Source organism: Exiguobacterium sp. s26 (assembly GCF_018618235.1).
Taxonomy (GTDB): Bacteria; Bacillota; Bacilli; order Exiguobacteriales; family Exiguobacteriaceae; genus Exiguobacterium; species Exiguobacterium chiriqhucha.
The window spans coordinates 1-25,349 of sequence record NZ_JACSLS010000011.1 but is presented as its reverse complement, the minus strand read 5'-3'; the positions used below and the strand labels follow the sequence as shown (position 1 = coordinate 25,349).

The 25,349-nt window shown below is 46.1% G+C and carries 19 protein-coding genes; 13 read left to right on the top strand and 6 right to left on the bottom strand.

Annotation, left to right across the window (positions count from 1 at the left end; all coding sequences use genetic code 11):
* The first annotated feature begins 22 nt into the window (after nt 1–22).
* Both KNP82_RS13360 and KNP82_RS13355 read left to right on the top strand, forming a co-directional pair.
* The gene (locus KNP82_RS13360) at nt 23–685 is read left to right on the top strand and encodes a hypothetical protein (RefSeq protein WP_214828361.1); all 663 of its coding nucleotides are present in this window, start codon (nt 23–25) and stop codon (nt 683–685) included.
* Between the two features lie 43 nt (nt 686–728).
* Nucleotides 729–1,565 (top strand): hypothetical protein, encoded by an 837-nt coding sequence (locus tag KNP82_RS13355; protein ID WP_214828358.1) that lies wholly within the window; start codon nt 729–731, stop codon nt 1,563–1,565.
* An 82-nt stretch (nt 1,566–1,647) separates the two neighbouring features.
* On the opposite strand, the gene KNP82_RS13350 is transcribed toward KNP82_RS13355, so the two are convergent.
* The 3 genes from KNP82_RS13350 to KNP82_RS13340 form a co-directional block, all read right to left on the bottom strand.
* The gene (locus tag KNP82_RS13350) at nt 1,648–2,394 is read right to left on the bottom strand and encodes a hypothetical protein (RefSeq protein ID WP_214828355.1); all 747 of its coding nucleotides are present in this window, start codon (nt 2,392–2,394) and stop codon (nt 1,648–1,650) included.
* Nucleotides 2,395–2,504: 110 nt separating this feature from the next.
* A complete protein-coding gene (locus KNP82_RS13345; RefSeq protein ID WP_214828352.1) occupies nt 2,505–2,768 on the bottom strand; it encodes a hypothetical protein in 264 nt (87 codons plus the stop codon).
* Nucleotides 2,769–3,223: 455 nt separating this feature from the next.
* Nucleotides 3,224–4,237, bottom strand: a complete 1,014-nt coding sequence (locus KNP82_RS13340; RefSeq protein WP_214828350.1) for an Abi family protein — start codon at nt 4,235–4,237, stop codon at nt 3,224–3,226.
* A 392-nt stretch (nt 4,238–4,629) separates the two neighbouring features.
* Between KNP82_RS13340 and KNP82_RS13335 the strand changes: the two genes are divergently transcribed.
* From KNP82_RS13335 to KNP82_RS13300, 8 genes are all read left to right on the top strand, one after another.
* A complete protein-coding gene (locus tag KNP82_RS13335; protein ID WP_214828348.1) occupies nt 4,630–6,903 on the top strand; it encodes a dynamin family protein in 2,274 nt (757 codons plus the stop codon).
* Entirely contained in the window at nt 6,900–7,331 is a 432-nt protein-coding gene (locus tag KNP82_RS13330; RefSeq protein WP_214828346.1) for a hypothetical protein, read from the top strand. The genes KNP82_RS13335 and KNP82_RS13330 overlap by 4 nt, the downstream gene beginning before the upstream one ends.
* Before the next feature lie 341 nt (nt 7,332–7,672).
* The gene (locus KNP82_RS13325; RefSeq protein WP_214828343.1) at nt 7,673–10,693 is read left to right on the top strand and encodes an ATP-binding protein; all 3,021 of its coding nucleotides are present in this window, start codon (nt 7,673–7,675) and stop codon (nt 10,691–10,693) included.
* The gene (locus tag KNP82_RS13320) at nt 10,690–11,250 is read left to right on the top strand and encodes an HNH endonuclease (RefSeq protein ID WP_251128762.1); all 561 of its coding nucleotides are present in this window, start codon (nt 10,690–10,692) and stop codon (nt 11,248–11,250) included. The genes KNP82_RS13325 and KNP82_RS13320 overlap by 4 nt, the downstream gene beginning before the upstream one ends.
* 14 nt (nt 11,251–11,264) lie before the next feature.
* Entirely contained in the window at nt 11,265–11,681 is a 417-nt protein-coding gene (locus tag KNP82_RS13315; RefSeq protein WP_214828340.1) for an SMI1/KNR4 family protein, read from the top strand.
* A 641-nt stretch (nt 11,682–12,322) separates the two neighbouring features.
* Complete coding sequence (locus KNP82_RS13310; RefSeq protein ID WP_214828337.1) at nt 12,323–13,246, top strand: protein rep; 924 nt, start codon at nt 12,323–12,325, stop codon at nt 13,244–13,246.
* 442 nt (nt 13,247–13,688) lie between these two features.
* The gene (locus KNP82_RS13305; RefSeq protein WP_214828334.1) at nt 13,689–14,288 is read left to right on the top strand and encodes a hypothetical protein; all 600 of its coding nucleotides are present in this window, start codon (nt 13,689–13,691) and stop codon (nt 14,286–14,288) included.
* Between the two features lie 16 nt (nt 14,289–14,304).
* On the top strand, nt 14,305–14,520 hold the full coding sequence (locus tag KNP82_RS13300) for a hypothetical protein (RefSeq protein WP_214828332.1): 216 nt from the start codon (nt 14,305–14,307) through the stop codon (nt 14,518–14,520).
* 444 nt (nt 14,521–14,964) lie between these two features.
* Here KNP82_RS13300 and KNP82_RS13295 read toward each other — a convergent pair whose 3' ends face one another.
* Nucleotides 14,965–16,950 (bottom strand): protein NO VEIN domain-containing protein, encoded by a 1,986-nt coding sequence (locus tag KNP82_RS13295; protein WP_214828330.1) that lies wholly within the window; start codon nt 16,948–16,950, stop codon nt 14,965–14,967.
* A gap of 40 nt (nt 16,951–16,990) precedes the next feature.
* A complete protein-coding gene (locus KNP82_RS13290) occupies nt 16,991–17,614 on the bottom strand; it encodes a hypothetical protein (protein WP_214828328.1) in 624 nt (207 codons plus the stop codon).
* A gap of 401 nt (nt 17,615–18,015) precedes the next feature.
* Here KNP82_RS13290 and KNP82_RS13285 point away from each other — a divergent pair, with 401 nt between their 5' ends.
* The 3 genes from KNP82_RS13285 to KNP82_RS13270 are packed head-to-tail and all read left to right on the top strand — an operon-like array spanning nt 18,016 to nt 24,043.
* Complete coding sequence (locus KNP82_RS13285) at nt 18,016–19,608, top strand: type I restriction-modification system subunit M (RefSeq protein ID WP_214828326.1); 1,593 nt, start codon at nt 18,016–18,018, stop codon at nt 19,606–19,608.
* A complete protein-coding gene (locus KNP82_RS15700; protein WP_353049066.1) occupies nt 19,598–20,851 on the top strand; it encodes a restriction endonuclease subunit S in 1,254 nt (417 codons plus the stop codon). The genes KNP82_RS13285 and KNP82_RS15700 overlap by 11 nt, the downstream gene beginning before the upstream one ends.
* Nucleotides 20,852–20,875: 24 nt before the next feature.
* Nucleotides 20,876–24,043, top strand: a complete 3,168-nt coding sequence (locus KNP82_RS13270; protein ID WP_214828324.1) for a type I restriction endonuclease subunit R — start codon at nt 20,876–20,878, stop codon at nt 24,041–24,043.
* Between the two features lie 432 nt (nt 24,044–24,475).
* Here the strand turns inward: KNP82_RS13270 and KNP82_RS13265 are convergent, their stop codons facing one another.
* Nucleotides 24,476–25,144 carry a hypothetical protein gene (locus KNP82_RS13265; protein ID WP_214828322.1) on the bottom strand — a complete coding sequence of 223 codons (669 nt, stop codon included), beginning with the start codon at nt 25,142–25,144 and terminating at the stop codon, nt 24,476–24,478.
* Between the last annotated feature and the right edge of the window lie 205 nt (nt 25,145–25,349).

Here is a 25,349-nt window from a genome sequence, read left to right as displayed (position 1 = left end):
AAGGCAGGAGAGTTAAGATAATATGGTACAAAAATTGATTGATTTCTACTTGAAGAGGTTAGAGGCGGAACAGAGGGCGTCCGGGAGTGTCTTTAAGAGGGTTCCGTCGATGGGTAGGTTCTTCATATCAATTCTCTTGACCTTCATCGTTCTATTGTCCCCTATATTTATGACGGCACAGATATTCGACTTCAAGATGCTCGTGCTATGGTTCGTCACGGTACTCGTGACCTTGGTGATGATGTCGCACTATAATACAGAGTCCGACAAAGAGGTGGAACGGAAGAGGGTTGAAAGGTTCGAACAGATGAAGAAGACGGTGAGTGTTGCTCTGACAGAAGAGTATGTCATTCATGAGGCGAGACATATCAAAGAATTTGCCGAAATAGTCAAAGTAAGGATTGGAGCCCATGAGAGAAAGTATTCACTGGACATGGTGTACCTCACGATACTGATTTCCTCATCTATAGCGATATTGAATACCGTCTCAGACCTCCCCGCGACTTTCAAGTTTGCTTTCGTATTTGGAATCCTCGCCCTGTTCTTCTTTGCCCGCTTCCTCGTCTCATTTCTTGAGATAATTTCAAACAAGAGGCACAGTCAGTTGAAGATTTTACACGAGATTTTGGAAGAGCTGTATCTTGAAAGAGCAATCGAGGAGTCGAAAGAGGTCGGCGTTCGATGAACGCACCCCCAAATATCGCTCTATGGTGGGAGGAAGCTTTGTCATGGAAAGACTCACATTAAATTTGATGGTCGAGATAATTGATTTTGATTCCGTAGACCAGCCTTCGCTAATTCATGAGGTAAACAGCTTTCAAGTCTGGAATGATGAGTCCAATGAGTCGGTCGAGGACTTATATACCCGTATCTTGATGGAAAAAGGTGATTGGCTACGATACGAACAGATTCAAACGGAGGGCAGACAAGAGGTGACGTTTTGGATGATGTTCACCACGTCAGAACTGAGCGATGAAGACAAGCAATTGATTGAATCGATTGAAAAGATATGTAGAGCGTATGTTTCAGCTAATCGTGAACCGACGACCGAAATTGATGAGCGTTTGATGAATCTCCCGTCCACAAATTTGATGGGGGATGGCTTGATTATAAGCGCGAGAGAAATCGGTCAGACCGGGTTAGCGGAGATCCTTGCAAAAAAGCTAGAGGATGAGGGTGTTGAATACACAATTCTCCGTAGGCAGCAGGAACGGATAGACTCTGGTGCCAGTGGCGGTATGGAACACGTGCTCTTTTTTATCGCGCAATGGGTACTTACCAGCGTGGCGTGGGATGTACTTAAGGCACAGCTGAGTAAAGAGATAGGGGAGCAGGTAGATTCGTTTACAGGTACGAGATACGAGAATCACCGTTTCAAACGACTCAGAGCCCAAGTCGCAGGGCGAGCCAAAGTCGATGAGACATATCTGATATTGAAAGAATTCTTGAAGGACGATCATGAGCTCGTCATCATTTTTGAGGTGGACGGCACCTCAGACGACACAATAACCCTTATCTGTGACCATGGTTATAATATCAAACAGTACTCGTATACGAAAGAATAGAGAGAACGAGATAGTACTGATGTATACATTAAAAAGTACTTAAAAGGAGAGGGTCCCCATTTCGGTGGACACCTCTCCCTTTTCATTCATCATCTACACTTTTGTTTCGTTCACGAAGAATCGCCAACTCTATCTGCTCATTCAGGCGTAGTTCGTATGTCTCCTTTTCGCGTCGAAGTATCTGAACCTCCAATTGAAGGGACTTGTTCTCTTCTTCAAGAAAGTCCGTCTTCTGCTTTCCGGTCTTGAAATCCTCAATCATATCCAAAAGGCTCTGGTTCTGTCGATAGAGTTGGCCGCGCTCTTGTTCCAGTCTCTTGACTTCTCCCTCAAGATTAAAACATTTTGTTTTCTGTTCCTTGAGCTGTTCCTTGAAAGATTCTCTATCGGTTTCTAGGGTCGAGAGTAGAGCTTCCTTGGCCCGTTTCATTTCGCCCAGCTCGCCTTGGGAACGAGTAACCTCCGCCTCAAGTTCAGAAAGTCTCTCCTGAAAATCCAACTCTAACCGTTCACGTTCTAGAAGAATATCTTGCTCGAGTCCTTGCACTGCCTCTATATGACGACTTTTGATTCGTTGATTCTCTTTCGTCTGCGCCTCGATCCGTGTCGCACGCTCATGGAACAGTGCTCTCACCTGAGAGAGTGCCGCGTTCAATACCGCGTCCTCCTCCTCCATGATTGGGTCGGAGGCCTGTCTGTCGGCCAATGTCAGGAGTTCCTCGAACAATTGATTGGTGGATAACTGTCGATGTTCCATCAATTCCTGTATACGTTCTTTGACATCTGGTGACACTCGGAACGAGGTCACCTTTGTTTCTTTCGACTGCATGGAGTTCTCACCACTTTACTAGTTTATAGTCGCGGTCAAGTCTTTCATCAAATGGGCACCGTATACATTTCGACGTCGAAATGTATACGGTTGGAAGTTGGGATGTAGGGTCACCGTGCTTCCTTCCTTTCGAAAAGTCGCTGTAAGAAGAAGTCTTCCTTCTCCATCCGTAAGCCCTCTAGATATTCCAAAGAATCAATTTTTTTGATGGAGACCATGGCCCGTTTCTTCGTACCGGGCATCTGATTGATCAGGATCATCACATCCACCGTCGTGGCCTCTTCAGGGGTGACAAGATACCTTGCCACACTGATTTCATTTCGATGGCCGACATGCCCATAATGAATAACCGCTTTCCAATAAGACCATACCATAATTCTCTCCTCCTTGTTCATCACTATTCTCTTGGATGCGATAATACCAGTCTTCACATGCCATCGAGTGACCGACAGGATGTTGACATCTTTATAGTGATTATAGGAGAAGTCGTCAGGTAAGGTGAGTAAGAAAAATGACCAGGTGGAAGAAGAGGGACGATGCAAAGAGTAATACGTCATGGTTTCCTTGTTGTAAACGAAAAGAATGCTGAACAGAAGACGGGCATCCTCTGTTCAGCACTCTTTAAATGAAATCATCCATGTAACCCCTAAAAACAGAACAATCCTTGCGAGAAGGAAGGGCTGTCGGTAGTGGGCGACCCCTATGGTACCTTACGGTGTTTTTCGGGGTCTTTCATCTGTACTGATAATATTACCACAACGTGATAAAAAGTAAACAAGTAAACAAGTAAACAAGTAAACAGTAAACAGTAAACAGGGGTATATCATTCTCATTCTGACAAAATCTGTTGGGACAGGATGGACGCGAAGACCTCAAAAATGCTTGTCATGTGTGGATGCATCACATAGAGCTCTTTACGATATCTTGCTCGCTCGAGAAGGGATTCGATGTCTCTCTGACGTGCCTGTTGGATTTCTGGGCTCACGTAGAGACGATGCAGCATGAAAACACAAAGCAAATCATGTACCTTCGTGTTCTTCATCTTTTTCATGACGCGGGCATGTTCGGGTGTACCTTTTGAATGACCCGTTCGTTCGATGATGAATCGCTCGACATCAGACGAGACTCGATTCTGGATGACACCAGCATGGCGATTGTTCCCGATGTTCATCAAAATAGGACGATTGTGTGCCGCTGCGTCACGGATGCGTTTACTGTACATCAGAAGATCAGTGGCAGGTTTGAAGATTTTATAGTTGCTCTTCTTGCTTTCGACATAGAAATGAATGAACTTCTCCAGACCACCATAAGAAACCTTCTCCAAGAAGACCCAGACCGGTAAAGGTTTTCCGCTTGGATTTTTACGGTCGTACGCGTTGATTAGATGGTAGTCGTATTCATGTGAATCGACTTTCCTCATATGCATCGATTGTATATCGCGATATGGAGACCTTTTTTTAGACGGACCTCCGTCTAATCGCGCCTCATACCGACTTTTCTCATGCTCATCAAACTCACGAAGGATGGAGTAACCGTCCTCATTACTCAATGTGATACTTTCAACAAGTCTTGTCTTCACCGCATGTTCAAGGTCTAAGGTGAGATGTAACAAGAGATACCTGAGACGCATGTCGATGACGGCAAGGTCGTTCAATATCGCGAAATCGACATCAAGATATCTTCCTTGCTGATTTTTGATGAAGTTTTTACGGAAGCAAGTGACCTTATAGTAATAGGTTCGATTTTGTAAGACCTGTCTGGCCGCATCTTCGGACATCTTGTCAAAGAGAATCCCTTTTTGATGTCTAAGGTACTTTATCTGTTTGGAGACAGAGTATTTCATCAATATGTACCCCCCTTGCATTTTTGTTAGAAGTGAAATTCTCAGGGTGTTCTAATCGTACCATAGCCCTAACACCTGATCAACCCAATCGAAATGTTGAGAACGTCATTGTAGAAAGTACCGATGAAAAGTAAGGGAGTTTTCAGACATAGAAAATACGAACTTTCCAATCGGATTATTCATCCATATATTAGCAATCGACACAGATTTTATACGGATTGAAGATTGAGCTCTATGTAGAGCTATTTTCATCACCTGAGCCATCTGGAATTTCAAAACCATTTATCACCTTTAATAAAAATCGGCAGGCTTTGCGATGAAAAATTATGTAAAATAAAAACAGTTGGACATGAGTCTGAATTTCAACAAACAAACGCGAAGGGAATAAGAGAATGAAAGTTGAGATGCGTTATAATCCATTCACGCTAGAGACTGTAATGACATATAAAGGTTCAAATTTGATGAATAAATCAAAATTATCCCGTTATCAAGGCCGCATGTTACAAGCATGGGTGCAAGAACTTTTCCCATTACTGGAAGATGAGTTGAATGACAATCGTTTTGAACTAAGTTTTACAGGGACGATTGTCGATTTTTCTGATTTACAGGAGATGAGAGAGGGATATCCTGACGTCAAACTGGTGCACATTCCCGTGAAAGAAGACGAGGACAGGATTGAGCAACTGAACCACTTGGTCGATTCTCTCAAAGATGCGCCAACCGAGAAACTGAGAGACAAAGAATTGAACAATCTGTTCAAAAAAGAAATCGATGGAGAGTTTGAGATTGCGGTCATCGCGACGATGAGCTCTGGGAAGTCCACGCTCATCAATGCACTCGTCGGACGCGAGCTACTTCCTTCAAAAAATCAGGCTTGCACGGCGAAAATCACGAAAATCAAGAACGTCCCTGATAAATCAGGGTTTGATGCGGTCGCTTATGACAAATCAATGAAAGTCATCAAAAGGACGAAAGATGTTGACGTCAATATTCTAAGTGAATTCAATGACGACGAAAGAATTAGTTACGTCGTCATTGAGGGACGAATTCCCGCGATACGCAATCAAAGAATGAACATCGCACTCGTTGACACACCGGGACCTAACAATGCGATGGATGATCGTCACAAATTACGCACCATGGAAATCATCAAGAGCGAGAAATCTTTGAAACCGTTAATTCTATATGTATTCAACGGGACCCAATTAGGAATCGAAGACGATCATAAGTTACTTCATTCCATATCAGAGCATATGTCGAAAAACGGAAAGGATGCGAAAGACCGTTTCATCTTCGCCTTGAACAAGGCGGACGAGTTTGACCCAGAAAAAGGAGAGAGCATCGAAGCGGCAATCAAGGACATCGAACGTGACCTTGAAAAGTTTGACATCACAAATCCGAATATCTTCCCGATTTCTGCTGAAATCGCAAAATTGATCCGCAAAAGAAGTGCAGGATACGAACTCACGAGGAGAGAGCGGAGCACCTACTCTTCTCTTAGAGAACTCTATCTAGAAGAGCCTGACATGCGACTGAACAACCATGCATCATTACACCCGGTGCTCAAAGCTAAAATTTCAAATGAAATCGAATCTGTTCAGGACGAAGATGGGAAGGTCTTACATTATTCAGGCATCACCAGTCTAGAGGAGGCCATCAACGAATACCTGGAGAAATACGCGGTGCCATCCAAGGTGCATAGTGCTGTGAAGGTCATACGTGACAATGTCGTTCAGCAAGGGGCTGAAGTAGAGCTGAAATCTCGAATCGTAACGAATCAAGAAAAACGACAGGAAATCGTAAAAGCCATCGAACATATTGAAGAGGAAATCTCTAAAAAAGATAAGATTGAGGAGCTGGTCAAAGAAATCCAAAATTTTCGCGATGAGATTGATGCGAGGGCGTCGTTCGAGCCGATAAATCGTAAGATTTTTACACGTTTCAGTGAACTGACTAAGCAAATAAACGGAGGGCAGGGGAAAGTTCGAAAGAATGAGGCTGAATCACTCGTCGAGAAGGCCATTCAAGATGTCGAGATGCTCCAACTTGACGCAGTGACCGATATTGAGAACAAAATCGATTCCATCATAATGGGACAAATTGATAAAAGCATTCAAGCCTATCAGGACCACATCCGGAACATCATCTCATTCGAACACAATCATTTTGACTTGGACGTTTGGCAAAACGCCTTTGCCATCCCAAGACTAGAGGCGGGAAAAATCATCGAGAAGAATACTTTCGTCGAGAACGAGGTTGTCGGATATTCGGAAGAGAAGAACAATAATCGCCGATTTTTTGAATTTTGGAAGCCGAAAAAGGTAAGTGTTCCGAGGTACGGTGATGTCGAGTATGTCGATATGAAAGAAGTTTCAGAGGCGTTCATTTTTCCCATCGAAGAGAACATCGAAACTTTGTTTGACCAGGCAATCGAGTTCACATATGAGCAGCTATTACGATTTGAGGCTTATTTTAAAGATGAGGCGGAACGATATGACGAACTGACCAGACTCAGACTGAACGAGTTCAAAGAGCACGCCCAAAAAGCAGAGTATCTTGCGGGGGAAGCAGAGCGATTGAAGAATGGTATCGAGTGGGTGAGACATTTTTTGATTTATCTCGACAACATCATTGCTTTGAATATGAAGGAGGAAATCAAATCATGAGCAGGTTCGAAGAGGCAGTGATGACAAACGATAGAAAAATGATTCGTAACCTATTGAAGGCCTATATAACAGGAAATCCCGCAGATACCGACAAGACCATCAAGGATGCATTGAAGACCTTGGATGAGTCGAACATCACGGTATTCGACCAAGCGGATGACAAAGAGCTTGTAATGGATCGTGCTTGCTGGACAGAGGAGTACTTTGTTGACCTGCAGGTCGACTTGCGCAATAACTTCTCTGAAGAGAGATACAAACATATGTTAGAGGTGGGAGCCCATGTATACCCGCAATCTAATGAATCGACATATTTTAGAAATGAGGATGTCGTCATCCCGCAGCCAAAAAAGCTCAAAGCCACGACCGGGCTCGTCGTGGCAAGCCTGCTCCTGATTCTATTGGTCGTTCTGGTGAATGGGATTCGGTGACGTCTGCTCGAATCTCGAATTTGATACAGCAATCTATCATCTTAATTGATGTCTGTTTCGAGTTCGGAAAAGTCATCCCTAGAAGCATGTTTCAGTTCCTGTGTAGGGTGAACGGAGGAAAACCCTTCAGCCGTGGTGATTATCGTGAATTGGAGAAGATGACGGCCGAGCTGAGGTCCTATCAGCAGAGACTGGAAAGTCTAAAAGAAGAGCGGATTCTCCAACCCCCGCAGGACCGAACGATATCACAAAGACAACTGATAGAGAGCGCATATGATGAGCGGAAAGAAAGGCTCTCGAATAGAAAAGCGTGAGATGAAAAGACGTGAAGGAGGAGAGGTATGAACGATTTAACATTAGAGGTAAAAGAGGCACAAGATATCGTCATACAGGCCCGGACGATGATAGAGAAGCATTTCTTACAACAGTTAGATCGGTTCGAGGTTTGCGCAGTCGATGTTGAGGCCTCTAATGACGTCATTGAACAGGTCCGGTTCGTCGAAATTGAAAAAATCGTTTATGAAAAAGATGAACCGATTCTTGAAAAGTTGACGAACATCTACAATACGATCGGGATTTTGCGTGATCACTTAGCCTTGATCATCAACAGTGACGGAGAGAGTGTACGTCTGTTCGTGGGAATTCGATCCGACGAGGCGGCATCGGCACAAGAGAGTCTGGTGAAGAGTCTACGTGGGAACTTACCGGGAACAAAGTTCACTAAAACACGCAATTCAGCATTCTCAGCACTCCTTGATGAGGTGTTGCCGTCCGTCGAATCGCCCCGTATGATTTCCAGCGTGACAGGGATCCCATCTTTGAAAGACCCCGACCAACCTTTCGATGTCCAAGGACTTGAACGATTGATCAATGCGATGCACGGTGAACCATTCTCTGCTGTCTTTCTTGCAGAGTGTGTCACCCCACAGCAAGTGGTGACGATGAGACAGGGGTATGAGGAAATGTATACCTCGTTATCCAGATATCAGAAAGCGACCTATTCAGAGGGAAAAAATGATAGTTACTCGTTGGTCGAAGGAATCAGTGAAGGGATATCTGACTCGTTGAACGAGAGCATCGGCAAGACACAGACCCATACCACGAGCCAGACCGAGGGCAGCAACTCTTCCCACACAGGCAGCGTCATAATTTACAGCTATACGCGCGGTCGGAACACATCCGAGACCGAGTCCTCCTCAGATGGGGAGACGCGGACAAACGGGACAACGACGACGACGACCAAGAATATCTCGACGAACGAGACCCATACGGAGGGGAGTTCCAAGACGTTGCAGCTCGAGGTGGAGAACAAGCAGGTACAAGAAATTCTCAAAAAAATCGATGTCCACCTCGAGCGGTTGAACGAGGCGACCGATTTTGGTCTCTGGAATTACAGCGCCTACTTCATCGCCGACGACGAGCAGACGGCCCGAGTGGCCGCGGCCAATTACCAGTCCCTTATCCGAGGGAAGGATTCCTCCATCGAGGGGTCGGCCATCTCTGTCTGGGGCAGGGGACATGCAGAGCTACCTAAAATCAATCAGGCGTTGAGACGCCTCGAGCATCCACTGTTCATGAGTCCTGAGCTACCAGGTTGGCCGCTGACGAGCGGCTCCCTTGTGAACACTAGAGAGCTCTCAATCGCGCTCACATTACCTAGAAAATCGACAGCTGGTCTGCCAGTCGTCGAGATGGCAGACTTCGGAAGAAGTGTCGCCTACCTGTCGGCACCGCCTCCGAGAAAAGGGATTGAAATCGGCAAGGTGTATCATATGGGTGAATCGTTCAAGACCCCGTTGCACCTGCATACGGACAGCCTTGCCATGCACACCTTCATCACCGGCTCCACCGGATCTGGTAAATCGAACACCGTTTACCGAGTGTTGGGCCAACTCGTCAAAGAGGGAATCAAATTCCTCGTCATCGAGCCCGCAAAAGGTGAGTACAAGCATGTCTTCAGTGATGACCCTAGTGTCCGCGTGTTCGGGACGAATCAGAAGCACAGCCCGTTGTTACGCATCAATCCATTCCGCTTCCCCGATTCGGTCCATGTCCTTGAGCATATCGAACGATTGATTGAGATTTTCAATGCGTGTTGGCCGATGTATGCAGCGATGCCGGCCATCTTGAGGGAGGCGGTCGAGGAGATTTATCGGAAGAGCGGATGGAACCTGGAGCACTCAATCAGCTTCCAGCGATATGTCGTATATCCCTCTATGACAGACCTCGTCCGGGTCCTACCTGAGGTGATTGAACGCTCGGGATACTCTGAAGAGGTGAAGAGCAACTATGTCGGGGCGCTCGTGACCCGGGTCAGGTCGTTGACGACAGGTCTCCTCAGCAAAGTCTTGGTGGCAGACGAAATCGATTCAGAGACTCTCTTCGATGAGAACTGTATCGTCGACCTCAGTCTCGTAGGCTCCACCGAGACGAAATCATTGATGATGGGAATCCTCTTCATGCGACTGCAGGAGCACAGGACCCATACCGCGACCACTATGAACAGTCCATTGAAACACGTGACCGTCCTGGAGGAGGCACACCATCTGCTTAAAAAGACGACGACCGACCAATCCACGGAGGGCAGCAACCTCCAAGGCAAATCGATTGAGATGATCACCAATGGCATCGCGGAGATGAGGACGTTCGGGGAGGGCTTCATCCTGGTGGACCAGTCACCGAACCTGCTGGACCCGTCCGCAATCCGTAACACGAACACGAAAATCATCATGCGTCTGCCAGACCTCGCTGACCGTCAACTCGTCGGTACGTCCGCAGGTCTGAATGACCAGCAACTGAACGAGTTGGCAAGATTGGAGACAGGTGTGGCAGCCGTCTACCAGAACAATTGGTTGGAGCCCGTATTGTGTAAAGTGAGCGTATCCCTTCAAGGGGGACGATATGAGTACACGTATGACTTGAAGGCAGAGCTCAGATCTCGACGTGACGCATTGACCAGACTCGTAGGTAACCTTTTCTCATCACCGTTGAATCGTGACGAGTTGCGAGAACAGATACGCATGAACGGTGAGGTCCGTTCTGGATTGCGCGAGCAGCTGGTCGAGGAACTCTCGAAGGACAAAGCATTGACCCTGCTCGAACCCGGCAACGAGGTCTTGATCGGGGAACTGATTGGGAGCTACCTCCCCATCGACGAAATCATTTCGTATGCGACCGCGACCGATACCTTCGAACAATTCGACAGACGCTTCAAGAAGGCGCTGTCCGTCTTCGTCGAAGAAGATTCACGAGCCTCGAAGATTCAGGAGTATATGATGCTCTATCATTGCAGCCGTGTCCCCTCATTCCATTCGTTTTATAAAGACTGGTACACCTATAAAAGCGAGGGGGAATCATCATGATGGAGGTATTGGTGACAGCAGCGACCGAGATAGCTAAAAAGAGCTTAGAAAATATGGGAGGCATGTCCTCCATAGAGAAGACGAAGGACCTGCCCCGTACCCCGGTCCTAGAGGTGGAAGTACGTGTCACGGATTCGCCGTATCTAAAATGCCGGAATGAGGGATTGGCAGGACAGACCCATGAGGTGAGCGGCGTCCCGTTCGAACAGAAAGTCGTCGAGTTACCGAACGGCACAACCATCGAGGGTGTATTCCCGACCTTCGAATATCCCTTCGAGGCCACCCTTGACGAAGCACTCTATGATGCACGTGACGCCCGTCAATTCAGAGAAGCGAACGAACAGCTGAAAGAGGCGGTCGAAGAGAACCCTGACCTTCGTGACTTGTTCACGGAAGAACAGCTCGAGGAAATCGAGTATGGGGACACGCCTGACGGATATGTGTGGCACCATGGAGAGGAACCTGGCTCGCTGCAACTGGTGGACAAGGCAATACATGAACAGACCGCCCATACCGGTGGCCGCTCCATCTGGGGCGGCGGGTCTATAAATCGATAAAGCGAGGTGTCAAAATGGAATGGGTATTGGTCAAACCGTTGAAGAATGAGAAGTTGATTCAAGATTTCGAAGAGAAGAATGACATCCAGTTCCCGAAGTCATATAAAGAAATCGTCACGGAACATAATAATGGTCGTCCAAGACCGAACGTCTTCGATACAAAGGATTCAAAGGAAAGGGTCGCAAAATCGCTCCTCTCATTCGACCCTGAGGCTAAGGAGAGCATCTGGGGCACGTATGATACGATGAGCGGTCGTCTACCGCCTGACACGTTCCCCTTCATGATCGACCAGTTCGGGAACTACGTATGTTTTTACTACGACCCGTTGAAAGATGAGCCTACAGTCGTCTTTTGGGATGAGGAACTACAAAAGTCGGAGAAGGTAAGCGAGACATTCACAACGTTCTTAAGTTCGTTTTATGAGCTGTGACAAAAGGTACCTAATCAGACGTCGTTTCGTGAAATGCGTTCACAGAGAAGTCATTATCTCTATTGAACGTGTTGGGTCTTCGGAGTCAGTGTGACAATCAATGGATGGGGGAGGAGAGATTCCGATTTAAGGATATCTACCCACCCCCTTTTATTGTACAGATGGAATGAAGTGATCGAATGCTGGCGGCGTCCCAAGTGACAACGAGACGTTGTTTTATATTCAATGATAAAGACGTTGATGACGCTTTTCATGACAGGAGAGAATCAGGATACTTTTTAGTTCGTGGCCTTGTTCTTACGTTTTTTATACGATATGAAAAGCAGTACACACGAACCGATTAAAAGGATGAGCCATGGCCACTCGACTAGGATTTTCAAATAGATGACGAGTGGGATGTATAACATCAGAATCGACAGGAACATTCTCATCGGGGTATCTCCTTTCAAGTTGGAGGTACAAGATTGACCTTTCAGATTTCACTTCAAGATAACACATGTTAATGATTACAATAAAGTGTAAAATAAAGAGATTAAAATTGAATATAAAGAAAATATTGGCTTTTTTGATGGATGGTCGTTCATTCTTTGATGACGTGAGAGTAACAGCAGTTTGAATCTATAAGGATTGAAGGTAAGAAAATGAAGATGCTAGAGAGTATCCGGCAAGTGAAGACGAACAGTGGTGATATCCCTTCTCTGGTAGCGGCCTATGAGAAGATAGGCAAAGGGAACGCAGCTTTGAGCATCAAACAATGTAGCAATGTGATCTTATCGAAGCAATGTCAGAATCATCTAGAGCATCAATCGATTCAAATTCAATATTGCAAGAATCGATTCTGCCCGATTTGTACGGTACATCGTTCCTATATGTTGGGGGCACAATTGAAGACGGTAGTGGATGAAGTCGCGCAAATCAGCAAGGGCCATTGGTTATTCCTCACGCTGACAATCAAAAACGTCTACCCGGAGGAGTTGGGCGATGCAGTCGGACACATGATGAAGAGTTGGCAGAGGCTATCGCAAAGAAAACAGGTACGTTCGGTACTCCAAGGATGGTTCAGGGGGATGGAAGTGACCTTTAATGAACGAGACCATACCTTTCATCCACATTTCCATGTTCTCATTTATGTCAGACACTCATATTTCACCGGGAAGTATTATTTGAAGCAAGACACCTGGGCGGCACTCTGGAAAGAGAGTCTACAGGTCGACTATACGCCGATTGTAGACATTCGAAGGGTGAAGTCACGGAGCGGAGATGAAAAAGACATACTGGGGGCGGTCCTGGAGGTCACGAAGTATCCGATGAAATTTGAGTCCATCGAGTCCGTGATTGCTCACGAGCACTTTGATTCATTCGAAAGTGCCATGTTCAGGCGTCGTTCCATCGCATTCGGTGGGATGTTGAAGAAGTCTCTACATAGGGTCAAACAAGACCATCCAGATTCCATCGAACAGGAACCAGAGGACCACGCTTCTGAATGTAAGGTCTGCGGTGGGACCCTCTCCACTAATTTCGTTCTATGGAATGATTCCGTGAAGATGTATCAGAGTTATTCATAACGTATCAAGTGAAGAAAAGACCTTGAGTGCCCCGCGCTCGAGGTCTTTTCTTGTATCTGGCGATTTAAATGAATAAAACCAATAACCCGGGGCTTCGGCCCCGAAGTTTTTGAGTCATGTCTAGAGAGGGCGAGGGCTCCGCCTCGCCGGTGCACTTGATGGTCGGGGGTGGGCGGTCCCCGCCAAACCTCGGAGGGCGGGGGCTTACAGCCTTCTCCTTTTGAGTCGTCGGGGCCCGGTACTCTGCCCCGAGCGTCTTCGGTGTGCCCGCAGGTCGGGCGAGGGCTCCGCCTCGCCGGTGCACTTGATGGTCGAAGGTGGGCGGTCCCCGCCAAACCTCGGAGGGCGGGGGCTTACAGCCTTCTCCTTTTGAGTCGTCGGATGCCCGGGGCTTCGCCCCAAAAGTTTTTGTTATCCTGAAAAAATCATAGGAGGAGTTCTGATGAATCAACTTGATCAAGAACGCTTATCTAACCAAATCAACCTGTTCAAAAAATCGAATCCATCATGTCTGTTCATCACTCGACGCCGTTACTCATTCTCTCCCGAGATCTCTTTTCATCATCAGACCTATCACACGTTCATCGATAGAAACTGGCGCAGCCTTCGCAGACGCTATTCAGAGTGTAGTGACATGATGCCTGACATCATCAAGGGGTTGAAACCACAAGAACTGTCGATTTCTGATACCTCGTTTTACCATATGTTCCGAGATTCCTTAAACGGAGATTTGGGGATTCTAGACCGTCTTCCTATAGACACCTTTCAACAGGTCACCACCGACTATACGAATCTAAAGAATGGCATCGACTACGAGGATGCATTCATTTCAGCCGAACACTTCCTTAGCGACACACATTCTCGTTTTCCATTTGTCGACCTTTATGATTGCCTAGTCATCCCCGACTATTATCTGCTCCTAGAAAACAGCACTTCCAATGCCAACGCCATCTCATTCATCCGCAGTTTATTGCGGTACTGTTCCATCCATCGTCTCGACGTTTATACGATCGTCGGAGAACGCTTCATACCTATTCATTGATCTGGAGGTCATAACCATGAAACTCACACTCACACGACATGCCATCACACGATTCAAAGAACGAATCACGAATGAAGATAATGAAGACTTCATCCGTGATTTCGTTTCCTCGGAACTTACCGTCGCCGTTCACCTCTACTCATGCAATGGTCGGGACTACTATCACTCTGCTGGCATCACCTTCGTATTGGCCGATAGATGTTTGGTCACCCTCTTTCTTGCCACGACTTGATTTTGTACTCTAGATATCGACTCAGTCCCTTCTGTACCAATACTCGACACCTGATTCTGTCATCAGAGTAAGGTCTTATTTATAAATAATAGATAAGAAAATGAGTGGGAAGTGAGATTGCCTTTTCGAATGTTGTACGAAGAAATGACCTTTCATCGTGCCGCATACAGCTTATGGTATCTGATATTTGAATGACGATTAGAAAAAGATTTTTGAATAGAGTGGTTGTTTCCTCATCCTCTTTGTCCATACGTAAAGGACGTCTCCTTGATAGAAGACGTCCTTTACATCCAATCCATAATGAATGAGAGGGCAGAAGATATAGAAAAACGGGTGAAATGCCATGGATTTTTATCGCGAAAAACACTGATTGGGAAGAAAACGATGTTGAGGCTATTTTCAAATGTTAAAAAAGGAACTTATAAGTTGCCGGACATATTCCTTTTATTGACCTTGAACTTTGAAAATCTCACCGTCGTATTCTTCGCAGACCCATTCCCATTGCCTGACCACTTTCTCGAGGACCAGTTTTTCCAAGGGGTTTCGGATATACTCGAAGACAAGGTCTTCGGCATCATCATAGACCACACAGATATAATAATGGTCTCCGTGGATGTGGGCCGCAGTGTACTCGTTATTGGTGAACGAGATTTTAGTACCTCTGTTCTTCACGGACTTGACCTCGATGTATCTTTCCTCACCAGAAGGGGTCCTGCTGACGATATCATAGCCAAGATTCTGCTTGCTCACGTCACGGGGTGTGTTGCCTTGTATCACTTCGAATTCCATACACTGTTGTTCCGCCGCCCGCCACCTTGATATCACTTTTCTGGTTGACTGTTCCTGCCGAGGCACATTTGTCGAGAGGGACGTCTGTTTCTGTATGGTCGATGTCTCGGTACTAGAAGTGAAATCTAGATTGATTTCAAATTTCTCTTGAATCCACCGTAACTCACTGGTGCTGATGTGTTTACGAAGCTCATTGAAGAAGGTGTATAAATCATCCTCTTTGGCCTGTTTGATGAGGACGTAGGTGTCCCCACTCGCAATCAAACAACCATGCAAATCTTGTGTCGTTTGGGAGAAGAGGTCTTGGTTTCGAGCCATCCTGAAGATATTTGCGTACAACTTGATATAAAGCGGTTGGGGCAAGCTTTTCATAAAGTCCTCGGAGGACATCATGAGAATCCACTCTGCCAAGGTATAGGATTCTTTTGCAAAGTCATGCAAAAAGCCGTCCAATGCCTGCAAAGCCTCACCGTTTGTGACTGGTAGCGTCCCAAGTAAAGGGGTATGTCTACGGATCAAGTTCCATTCGGATTCATCTAAGAAAGTCGGTCTTTTCTTGAAATGTTCGGGTGAGACGATTCTTCCATCTCGCGCCAGAATCCAGTCTTTGCGAAGCATCGAATAAAACTCCTCGATGAAACGACGAGGGATCTTGTTGAACGTGTTTCGCTTTCCAATCACCTCGACAAGTCCAGTCAATTGAGAGCAGTCAGAGTTCACCTGAGATTGAAGTTCGGAAAAAAGCAAGGAGGCACTTTGATTCAAGGCCTCATCTGTCCGCTCATCCAGACTGATATGCTTCCTACTCGGGTCTGTGGAGAAGTCACTGTTGATTTTGAGTGCGAACGGGCTCTCTTCATATGTCGGGAGATAGCAATGGAACACCGCCTGTTTCCTCGAACATGGCACAATCTCTTGATTGTCATTTAACAAAAAGGCCAGTTGTGCGCCATCACGACCGAGCTGCTTCCAAGAGGATGAACGGTTGTTGAACTGTATCGAGATGATGTCGCCACGCTTCTGGATGGAGCCATGTAACGCTATCCCGTGAACATCGATGGTGACCTGCCTGATATGCCTCAAGAACAACAGATAGTCCTCAGTGAGAGACTCGACCTCCTGAATCAGGGTCTGATAATTCGCATGTTGAAAGATGAAGATTGTCGTAAAACCCATGCGCTTCAACTCATTCATCATGTCCAAGACATTCGATTCTATTTCGCCGGCCAAGAAAGGAATTCGGATGGTGGGAACGGCGTTCAAATCTTCTATGTTCAAGCGTCTGGCAGCAAGAGACCTTGAAAAAGAGAACGTGCAGTCGTTCGAGTGGATGTAAATCGTATCTGAAAGATGGGTCGTACTCTTGAAGCCCACACCTCGATAACCGATGGATTTTCCTCTTTGTTTTTCACTTGCCCCCGACCGACAAATGCTCTTCACATCTGTCTCGTCGAAGGGCTTCCCGTCATTGGCGATGAACACGTGGCCATCGCGTTCGACCACGTGAAATCTCATTGATTCAGCGTCGTCGGCATTTTGAAGCATCTCGACAAAGACACGCTCCCCGTAACTTTCGGCCATGTAGCTTTCCATGGCCGCCATATCAGAGAACAATCGAGGCGAGTTCAGCGCCTCGTTCAAAAAGACAGAGCTCAATTCCTCAATCGTCGAGTGGAGAGGATTATACATAATCAATCAATGTGACATTCAAGCGTGCCCGTTGCTCACTGTCCGTCACCGTCTGTACCCAGCGCAGAAGAAGGTTGCTTCCGAAGCTTGCTACAATGACCTTGCGATCGTGCTCGTCCTGGTCATCCCAATCCTCATCAAAGGTCTGGATGTCCTCGAAGTCACTTGCGAACGTGTCACAGACCTCCTCTAGGATTTCAGCAAAACTATTGTCCTTATAAGGGTTGGTCTGTGCGAGTGAGAGCATCCGGTCGGCCAGACTGATTTCCCCGTATTGGATAGCTTCGCTTATTGAATATGTATAGACATCGTTCGAGATACCGAAGCATGCTTCGACGAGGTCATCGTGGTCTTTAAAGACTTGGATGACCCCTTCGGCCCCGATTCGATTTTTAAAGTCGTAGATGATGCCGCCAGTCAGCGTATAACCACTCTCTTTGAGTGCCTGTTGGCCGTTCTCGAGAAGGAATTTCCACATCTCAAGTGCCAGCCCTGCATTGATTGTGATCATCTTCTCGACAATCGTTGCGAGCTTGCTATCATGTCTCTCGATATCATCCTTCAAAATGTTAAAACTATCGACCAAGATGGCCTCTTTCGATTCATTGTTTGACATTTTTTATCGCTCCCCGGTATATGTAGTTAATCAGGTCAATTATAATATTTTCCAATTGAAAAATCTTTGATGTTTATCAAATTCAATCATTTTTTTATAAGAACAGACTTAGAGATGGGTTGAAATTTATCATTGTATACATTTCGACGTCGAATAAGTCGTAGTTGAGAAATAGTCATGTCAGTCCACTTATTTCTTGAATACACTTCGTTTTCCTCTAAAGCCTTCTTCTCGTAAATCTTTTGAAGGATGATGTCTATTATATAGATAAATACGAGACACGGCGTGTAAAAAAATGGGATGGGTGTCACTTTCGAATATCTATCAAAACCGCTATAATGCTTAGTGTGGAATAATTTTTTATCATTAAACTTCGAATATCAGATAGGGGAAAAAAAGACATGTCAGCATTGAACCAAAAACTGTTCAGCGCAGCGGACAACCTTCGCAGCAAAATGGACGCCTCAGAATATAAGAACTACCTGCTAGGCCTCATCTTCTATAAGTATCTCTCAGACAAGCTCTTGGAGAAGGTGGTCGTGAGCGCGGACGCCTCGCTAGAGGAATATGACACACAGAAGAAACAGACGGAACTTTACATAGAGCTGATGTCGGATGATGAAATCAAGGATGACTTGATCGAGACATTGGTCGACACGCTCGGTTACGACATTGCGCCAGAGTATCTCTTCAATGTCTTGGCCGACCATGCACAACAAAACATCTTCCAATTGAACGATCTCAACAAGGCGTTCGTCGATTTGGCATCAAAATATGTGCAGTTCAATGGCCTGTTCGATGACGTCGATTTGAAGTCGAAGAAACTTGGATCAGATGATCAGCAACGGAATATCACCATCACTGAAGTGTTGAAGAAGTTGGCGTACGTCGATTTAGTAGGCTACGGTGGCGATGTCATCGGTGACGCGTACGAGTTCTTAATCAGCCAATTCGCCTCAGAGGCAGGGAAGAAAGCGGGCGAATTCTATACACCTCATCAGGTATCGGATATGATGGCACGCATCGTCACTATCGGCCAAGAAGACAAGAAACTCTTCAGCGTCTTCGACCCAACAATGGGATCAGGGTCACTCATGTTGAACGTCCGGAACTATCTCAACTATCCGGACAGCGTGAAGTATCACGGCCAAGAGTTGAACACGACGACATTCAACTTGGCGAAGATGAACCTGATTCTCCATGGTGTGGACAGTGAAGACATGCGCCTACGGAACGGGGACACCTTGAACAAGGACTGGCCGACGGATGAACCGTACACGTTCGATTCGGTTCTCATGAATCCTCCATATTCTGCTGATTGGTCAGCGGATACAACGTTCCTTGATGATTCACGTTTTAACCGCTACGGCAAGCTGGCGCCGAAGACAAAAGCAGACTTTGCATTTCTCCTTCATGGTTTTTACCATTTGAAAGATTCCGGGACGATGGCAATCGTCTTACCTCACGGGATTCTTTTTCGAGGGGCAGCCGAGGGCGTCATCCGGAGGAAGTTGTTGGAGGATGGAAGTATCGATGCGGTCATCGGTTTACCAGGAAACATGTTCTTCGGAACATCGATTCCGACGACGGTCGTCATCTTGAAGAAGAATCGTGAGACGCGTGATGTCCTCTTCATCGATGCGAGTAAAGACTTTACCAAAGAGAAAAATCAGAACAAACTCTCGGCTGAGCACATCAACCGAATCGTTGAAACGTATAAAAAGCGTGAGGCTGTAGAAAAATATGCTTATGTCGCAAGTTTTGATGAAATCAAAGCAAATGACTTTAACCTCAATATCCCGAGATATGTCGATACGTTTGAAGAGGAAGAACAAATCGATTTGGCAATAATCGGGAGTGAGTTAAAAGCAGTTCGTGAAAAGAAAGCAGAGCTGGAAGCGAGTCTTTTTGAAATGATTTCATCTCTTCAATATGACCAAAAAGAAGACGAATGGATTCAAGGGGCGTTAGAGGTGTTTAAACGTGAAAAATAATATACAACCTGAAATTAGATTCCCATCGTTTTCAGAGAGGTGGGAACAGAAGAAAATCGGAGATTTTTATACATTTAAAAACGGATTAAACAAAGAAAAAGAATTTTTCGGATCCGGTACACCAATTGTAAACTTTACCGATGTATTTCATAACAGAAGAATCTTCTTTGAACAATTAAAAGGTAAAGTTCAATTATCAACAAAAGAAATTCAAAATTACAATGTGAAGCAGGGCGATATTTTTTTCACAAGAACATCTGAGACAATTAATGAAATAGGACTTCCCTCCGTAATGATTAATGATGCAATTGACACGGTGTTTAGTGGTTTTGTATTGAGAGGACGGGCAATAGAGGAAGATCCTCTTACTTTAGATTTTAAAAGTTACGTCTTTTTTACTGCTTCCTTTAGGGAAGAAATGAAGACAAAAAGTTCTATGACAACTAGAGCTTTGACATCAGGAACTGCTATAAAAGAAATGTTTTTCAATTTTCCCGAAAATAAAGAAGAGCAAATGAAAATCGGCAAATTTTTTAGAGATTTAGACGATACGATTTCTCTTCATCAGCAAGAACTTGAAGCCCTCAAACAAACCAAACAAGGTTTCTTGCAAAAGATGTTTCCACAAAACGGGGAATCTGTGCCTCAGTTTCGTTTTAATGGGTTCACTGAGAAATGGAATGAAGAAAAGCTAGCAAACTTGGCCGATTTCTCGAAGGGTAGTGGGTATTCAAAAGGAGATTTAATTACTGAAGGTACTCCTATTTTGCTCTACGGTCAGTTATATACGAATTATAAATCTATTATTTCAAGTGTATCTAGTTATGTAAGTGAAAAAGAAAAATCAGTTATTAGCGCTGGGAATGAGGTGGTGGTTCCTGCTTCTGGTGAATCTTCGGAGGATATTGCTCGAGCTTCTGCTATTACTGTGCCTGGTATTATCATTGGTGGAGATTTAAATATTATCCGCCCGACAAATAAAGTCGAACCGATATTTTTAGCATTAGCTTTATCTAACGGGAAAGTACAGCGGGAGTTAAGTAAATTTGCTCAAGGAAAATCGGTAGTTCACTTACAGAATTCTGAGATTAAAAAAGTACAGCTTCTTTTTCCAGAAATTGAAGAACAAATCAAAATCGGTGAGTTCTTCAGGCAACTGGATGAGGTCATCGAGTTGAAAGAGAAAGAACTTGAGGCCTTGAAGGAAACGAAGAAAGGCTTCCTTCAGAAAATGTTCGTATAATCTGATAAAACGAAAAGGGGAATCGTGGTGAAGACGACACATAGTGATGAGCTCGCGGTCGAACATCGACTGATCGAGGTGCTCGGGGAAGGGCACAACCAATGGAACTATCGACCGGATTTGAAATCGGAGGCGGATCTCTGGGACAACCTCCGTCATAAGATCACGCGCAACAACCTATCAGAGATCGGTGAACATCCGCTCACGGACAAGGAGTTCGACACTATCAAGACGGAGCTCCTCTCGAAGACGCAGACACCGTTCGACGCGGCACGTTGGCTGAAAGGCGAGAACGGCATCGCCGGAATTACTATCGAGCGGGAAGATTCTTCGCTCGGTTCGATGTCGCTCATCCTCTACTCGAACCGTGACATCGGGGGCGGCATCTCGACGTATGAGGTCGTCCACCAAATTGCGAAACAAAAGGTAGACGAGGACGGACGTGACCGTCGTTTCGATGTGACCCTCCTCATCAATGGCCTCCCGATCGTCCAGATTGAGTTGAAGAAGGTGACGGCGAAGGACGGGGTATACCAGGCGCACAACCAGATCAAGAAGTATGCGGAAGAGGGACTGTTCCGCAACAACATCTTCTCGACGCTCCAACTCTTCGTCATCTCGAACGAACAGACGACGCGCTATTTCGCGAACGCGCTCCCGAAGGACATGCATCGGAAGTTCGTCTTCAGCTGGCGCACAACCGAGAACCGGAAAGTCGACAACCTGTACGAGTTCGTGAAACAGATGTTGAACATTCCGGACGCACACCGCTTGATCGCTAACTACACGATTGTCAGTGAGGACCAGGACAACAAGGCACTCATGGTCCTGCATCCGTATCAGATCCATGCCATCGAGGCACTTTTTGCATCGGCGGCGCGACATGAGTCGGGATTCGTCTGGCACGCGACCGGGTCCGGGAAGACCTTGACGAGTTTCGTGTCGACGAAACTTCTTGCCCGGAAGCCCGGGGTCGACCGGACTATCATGTTGATCGACCGGAAGGACCTCGACAGCCAAACGACGAGCGAGTTCACGAAGTTCGCCTCGGAGTTCAACACCGGCATCTCATCGGGAAACGCCGCGGCCAACAGTCTGATCGTCGGGACGTCGAGCTCGAAGAAGTTGAGCGAGACGCTCCTGTCCGACACGAACTCGAACACGGTCATCATCACGACGCGTCAGAAGCTCGAAGCGGCGCTCCGAATCGCACAGAAGCAGGAAGAGGAGAAGGGAACACATCGCTTCCAAAAACTCATCGGGCAACATATCGTCTTTGTCGTCGACGAATGTCACCGTGCGCTTAGTGCGGAAGGGATGGAGGCCATCAAAGGATTCTTCCCGAACTCGACCTGGTTCGGGTTCACCGGCACGCCAATCTTCAACGAGAACAAGAAGCAGGCGCAAGGCCAGCTCGCCCGCACGACCCGTGACCAGTATGGGGAGCTGCTCCATTCGTACACAATCAAGAACGCGCTCGAGGACGGGGCCGTGCTCGGCTTCCAGGTCGAACATGAGGACACGATCAAACCGACCTCGCTGAACAACCGCATCTTCAGCATCCTCCGTCAGGACGAGAGGCATGCCAACCTTTCCGACAACGAGTTGAACGAGCTCATAGACCAGATGGACGCGATGGAGAAGGAGAAGCATATCCCGAACGACCTGTACGAGCGGGACGAGCATATCCAGAAGGTCATCCGTAAGATGTTCCGCCCGGACAATGCCTATACGAAGTTCGACTTCAAGAACGGGCGCCCGCAGAAGTCGGCCATCCTGACCACGAGCTCGATCGCGATGGCGAAACGGTATTATCAGGCCATCCAGGCGATGAAGCAGGACCCGGACTGGATGACGAACGAGTTCGTGGGACACACGATCCGGAAGGGACGCACCATCGAGGACCCGGACTTCCCACGCATCGCCATCACGTACTCGATGCAGGAGAACGAGGACAACTCGAAGCAGGTCGAGGACGAGATGCGACAGGTCATCCGTGACTATAACGCGTATTACGGGACGGCGTGGTCGATTGAGGACATCGAGCGCTACAACGGGGACATCAACAACCGTCTCGCGCGCAAGAAGGCGGAGTTCAAGGAGTTCGGGAACCAGATCGACCTCGTCATCGTCGTCGACCGACTGCTCACCGGCTTCGATGCGCCGACCATCCAGACGCTCTTCGTCGACCGGAACCTGAGCTATGCGAACCTGATCCAGGCGTTCTCCCGAACGAACCGGACGTATCCGGATAAGACGAAAGGGTTGATCGTGACGTTCCGGAAGCCGGCCCTCATGGAGAAGAACGTCCAGGATGCGACCCGCCTCTATTCGAACGAGAACGACGATTCGAGCCTTGTCTATCCGACGTACGAGGAGTCGAAGAAGCGATTCAAGAAAGCGCATAAGGCGCTGCTTGAATTGGCGGCAGACCCTGGCGAGATTGATGAACACTCGACTTTGGAGGAGCGAGTCGAGTACGTCAAGGCATTCCAGGAGCTGAGCAATGCTTTCGAGGCACTCGTTACCTACGACGAGTATAACGATGATATGGAGAAATCGAAGACCCTCCAAGACCAAGTGAAGACGGTCGAGGATTTCGTCGGCAGTTACAATACGGTCAAAGGATCACTACTGGAAGAGCCTGACCCTGACGGTAGAGACCCGGACAACACGCCTGATTTCTCGGATATCGAGTTCTTTGGGGACAATACCGCGAGGCTCTATGATGTCGACTCGAGCTATATCGACAAGTTACTCGGCACCTATTCGGCCAATAATGCCGACGTCCGTTCTGAGATCGAGAAAGCGCTCCAGAAGTTGAACAAGTCTGAGGTCGTCAAAGAAGTATACCGCTCCATCTTGAATGCGATTGATGGTGGCGAAATCGAGGAAGATGACATCTTCACACTGAAACGAAGCTATTTCACAGGCGCATACGAACAAGCCGTCCGTGATTTTGCTGAGCTCTGGTTTGTCGAGGAGAGGGAACTATACGCCTCTGCCGTTCAATACAATATCGGTGCTGACCCGATTCCAAACATCGGCGGTATTATCAACAGTAAAGATTTCGCAAGTTACAAGGAAGCCAATCCCGAGGCTATGCCCTTGAAGTATGGTCCGGCGATGAAGCGGGAGTGGCGAACCACGTTAGATGAAACAGTTATCCCGCTCAGTCAAGAACTGCGATAAAAGCCAAAAAGTCGCGGAACCTATAAAAGGTTTCGCGACTCTTTTCATTTTAAAACGATAGCTGAATTCTGATTCTTATGCTTTAGCAATTCCCTCAACAGTCTCGTTTGAAAAAACTTGAAATGCTACTAATAGAGTGATGGTTTGTAACACGATTAACATTCCTTTTGCACTTGTAAACAATTTTTTCATGACAATCACCCCTTTATGCGTGTTTATTGATAGATGCTGTTTGAGACATTGTTGACGGGTCTCTTGCTCAGCTAAGGGTGCTTGCTAAAGGATAAGATAATTTCACTTTAGATGAATGAGGGTTACGAAGCAAGTATTTATGGTCCAATGATACAAGTGCAAGGTCAATGATAAGGTGCAATGGGCAGCTGAGGAAGCGTCACCTGACTTAACCTTGCGCATGAGAAGAACATCACTTTATTAATCGAAATACTCTGGGAACAATTGCCGAATCATTTCATTGGTGGTTTCTTCATCACTACGTCGTTCCCATTCAAGAGCCTCATCATGATTTCGCTCGTTTATAGTGATGTACAAACTATTCTTTGTATCGTTCTCATCAAAAATGACGTCTTCAAGATCTTTAAGCAAATAGTAAGGTTTTTCTAATTTAAATTTTGCAAGTCCACCGAAAGCTGATAATTCTTTTACTTGGTTTGGATTTATAATAATATTTTTATCCTTCATAATAAGTTTCAATCCTAGTGAAGGTTCCTTGTGATATGTTTCGGATGCGATATAGTATTCGAATGCGACAATCATTCCGTTCTCTCCGTTAGAAGCTTTAAGAATGTCCCCGGTGAATAAATTCAAATCGTTTAGAGTTAAACCGGTATCAATTCCTAAATAAAATGTACTGTCATCATCATTATGGTGAATTTCAAAATTGTTTGACGTGGTCATTCTGTTAGCTTCTACGATGTAGTCTGTTTTATATAACCTTCTTAGTGTGTTATACATTGCTGTAAACTCTGAGAGTCGACTTACTTGTTTATCCTGAATCTTTTCTTGGGAATTTATAGAATTGATGATTTGTAATATTGATTCCATAGCACTGATCATGTTTTCATTTTCACTAATGATGGTCATCGTGTTCCCTCCATTTATTGTTGTGATTGTTCAACGAGAAACATCGTCATTCAACACTAAATCCACGACAATCGATATAATACTTATAATATCAGTTGCATAAAAAAACTCACAAGTAGACTGACCTAGCTATATGAGACACTAATAAAAACACCTTGATTAGGCTGCCGCCACACCATATTTTATCGGTGTGAGGTAGCCTAAT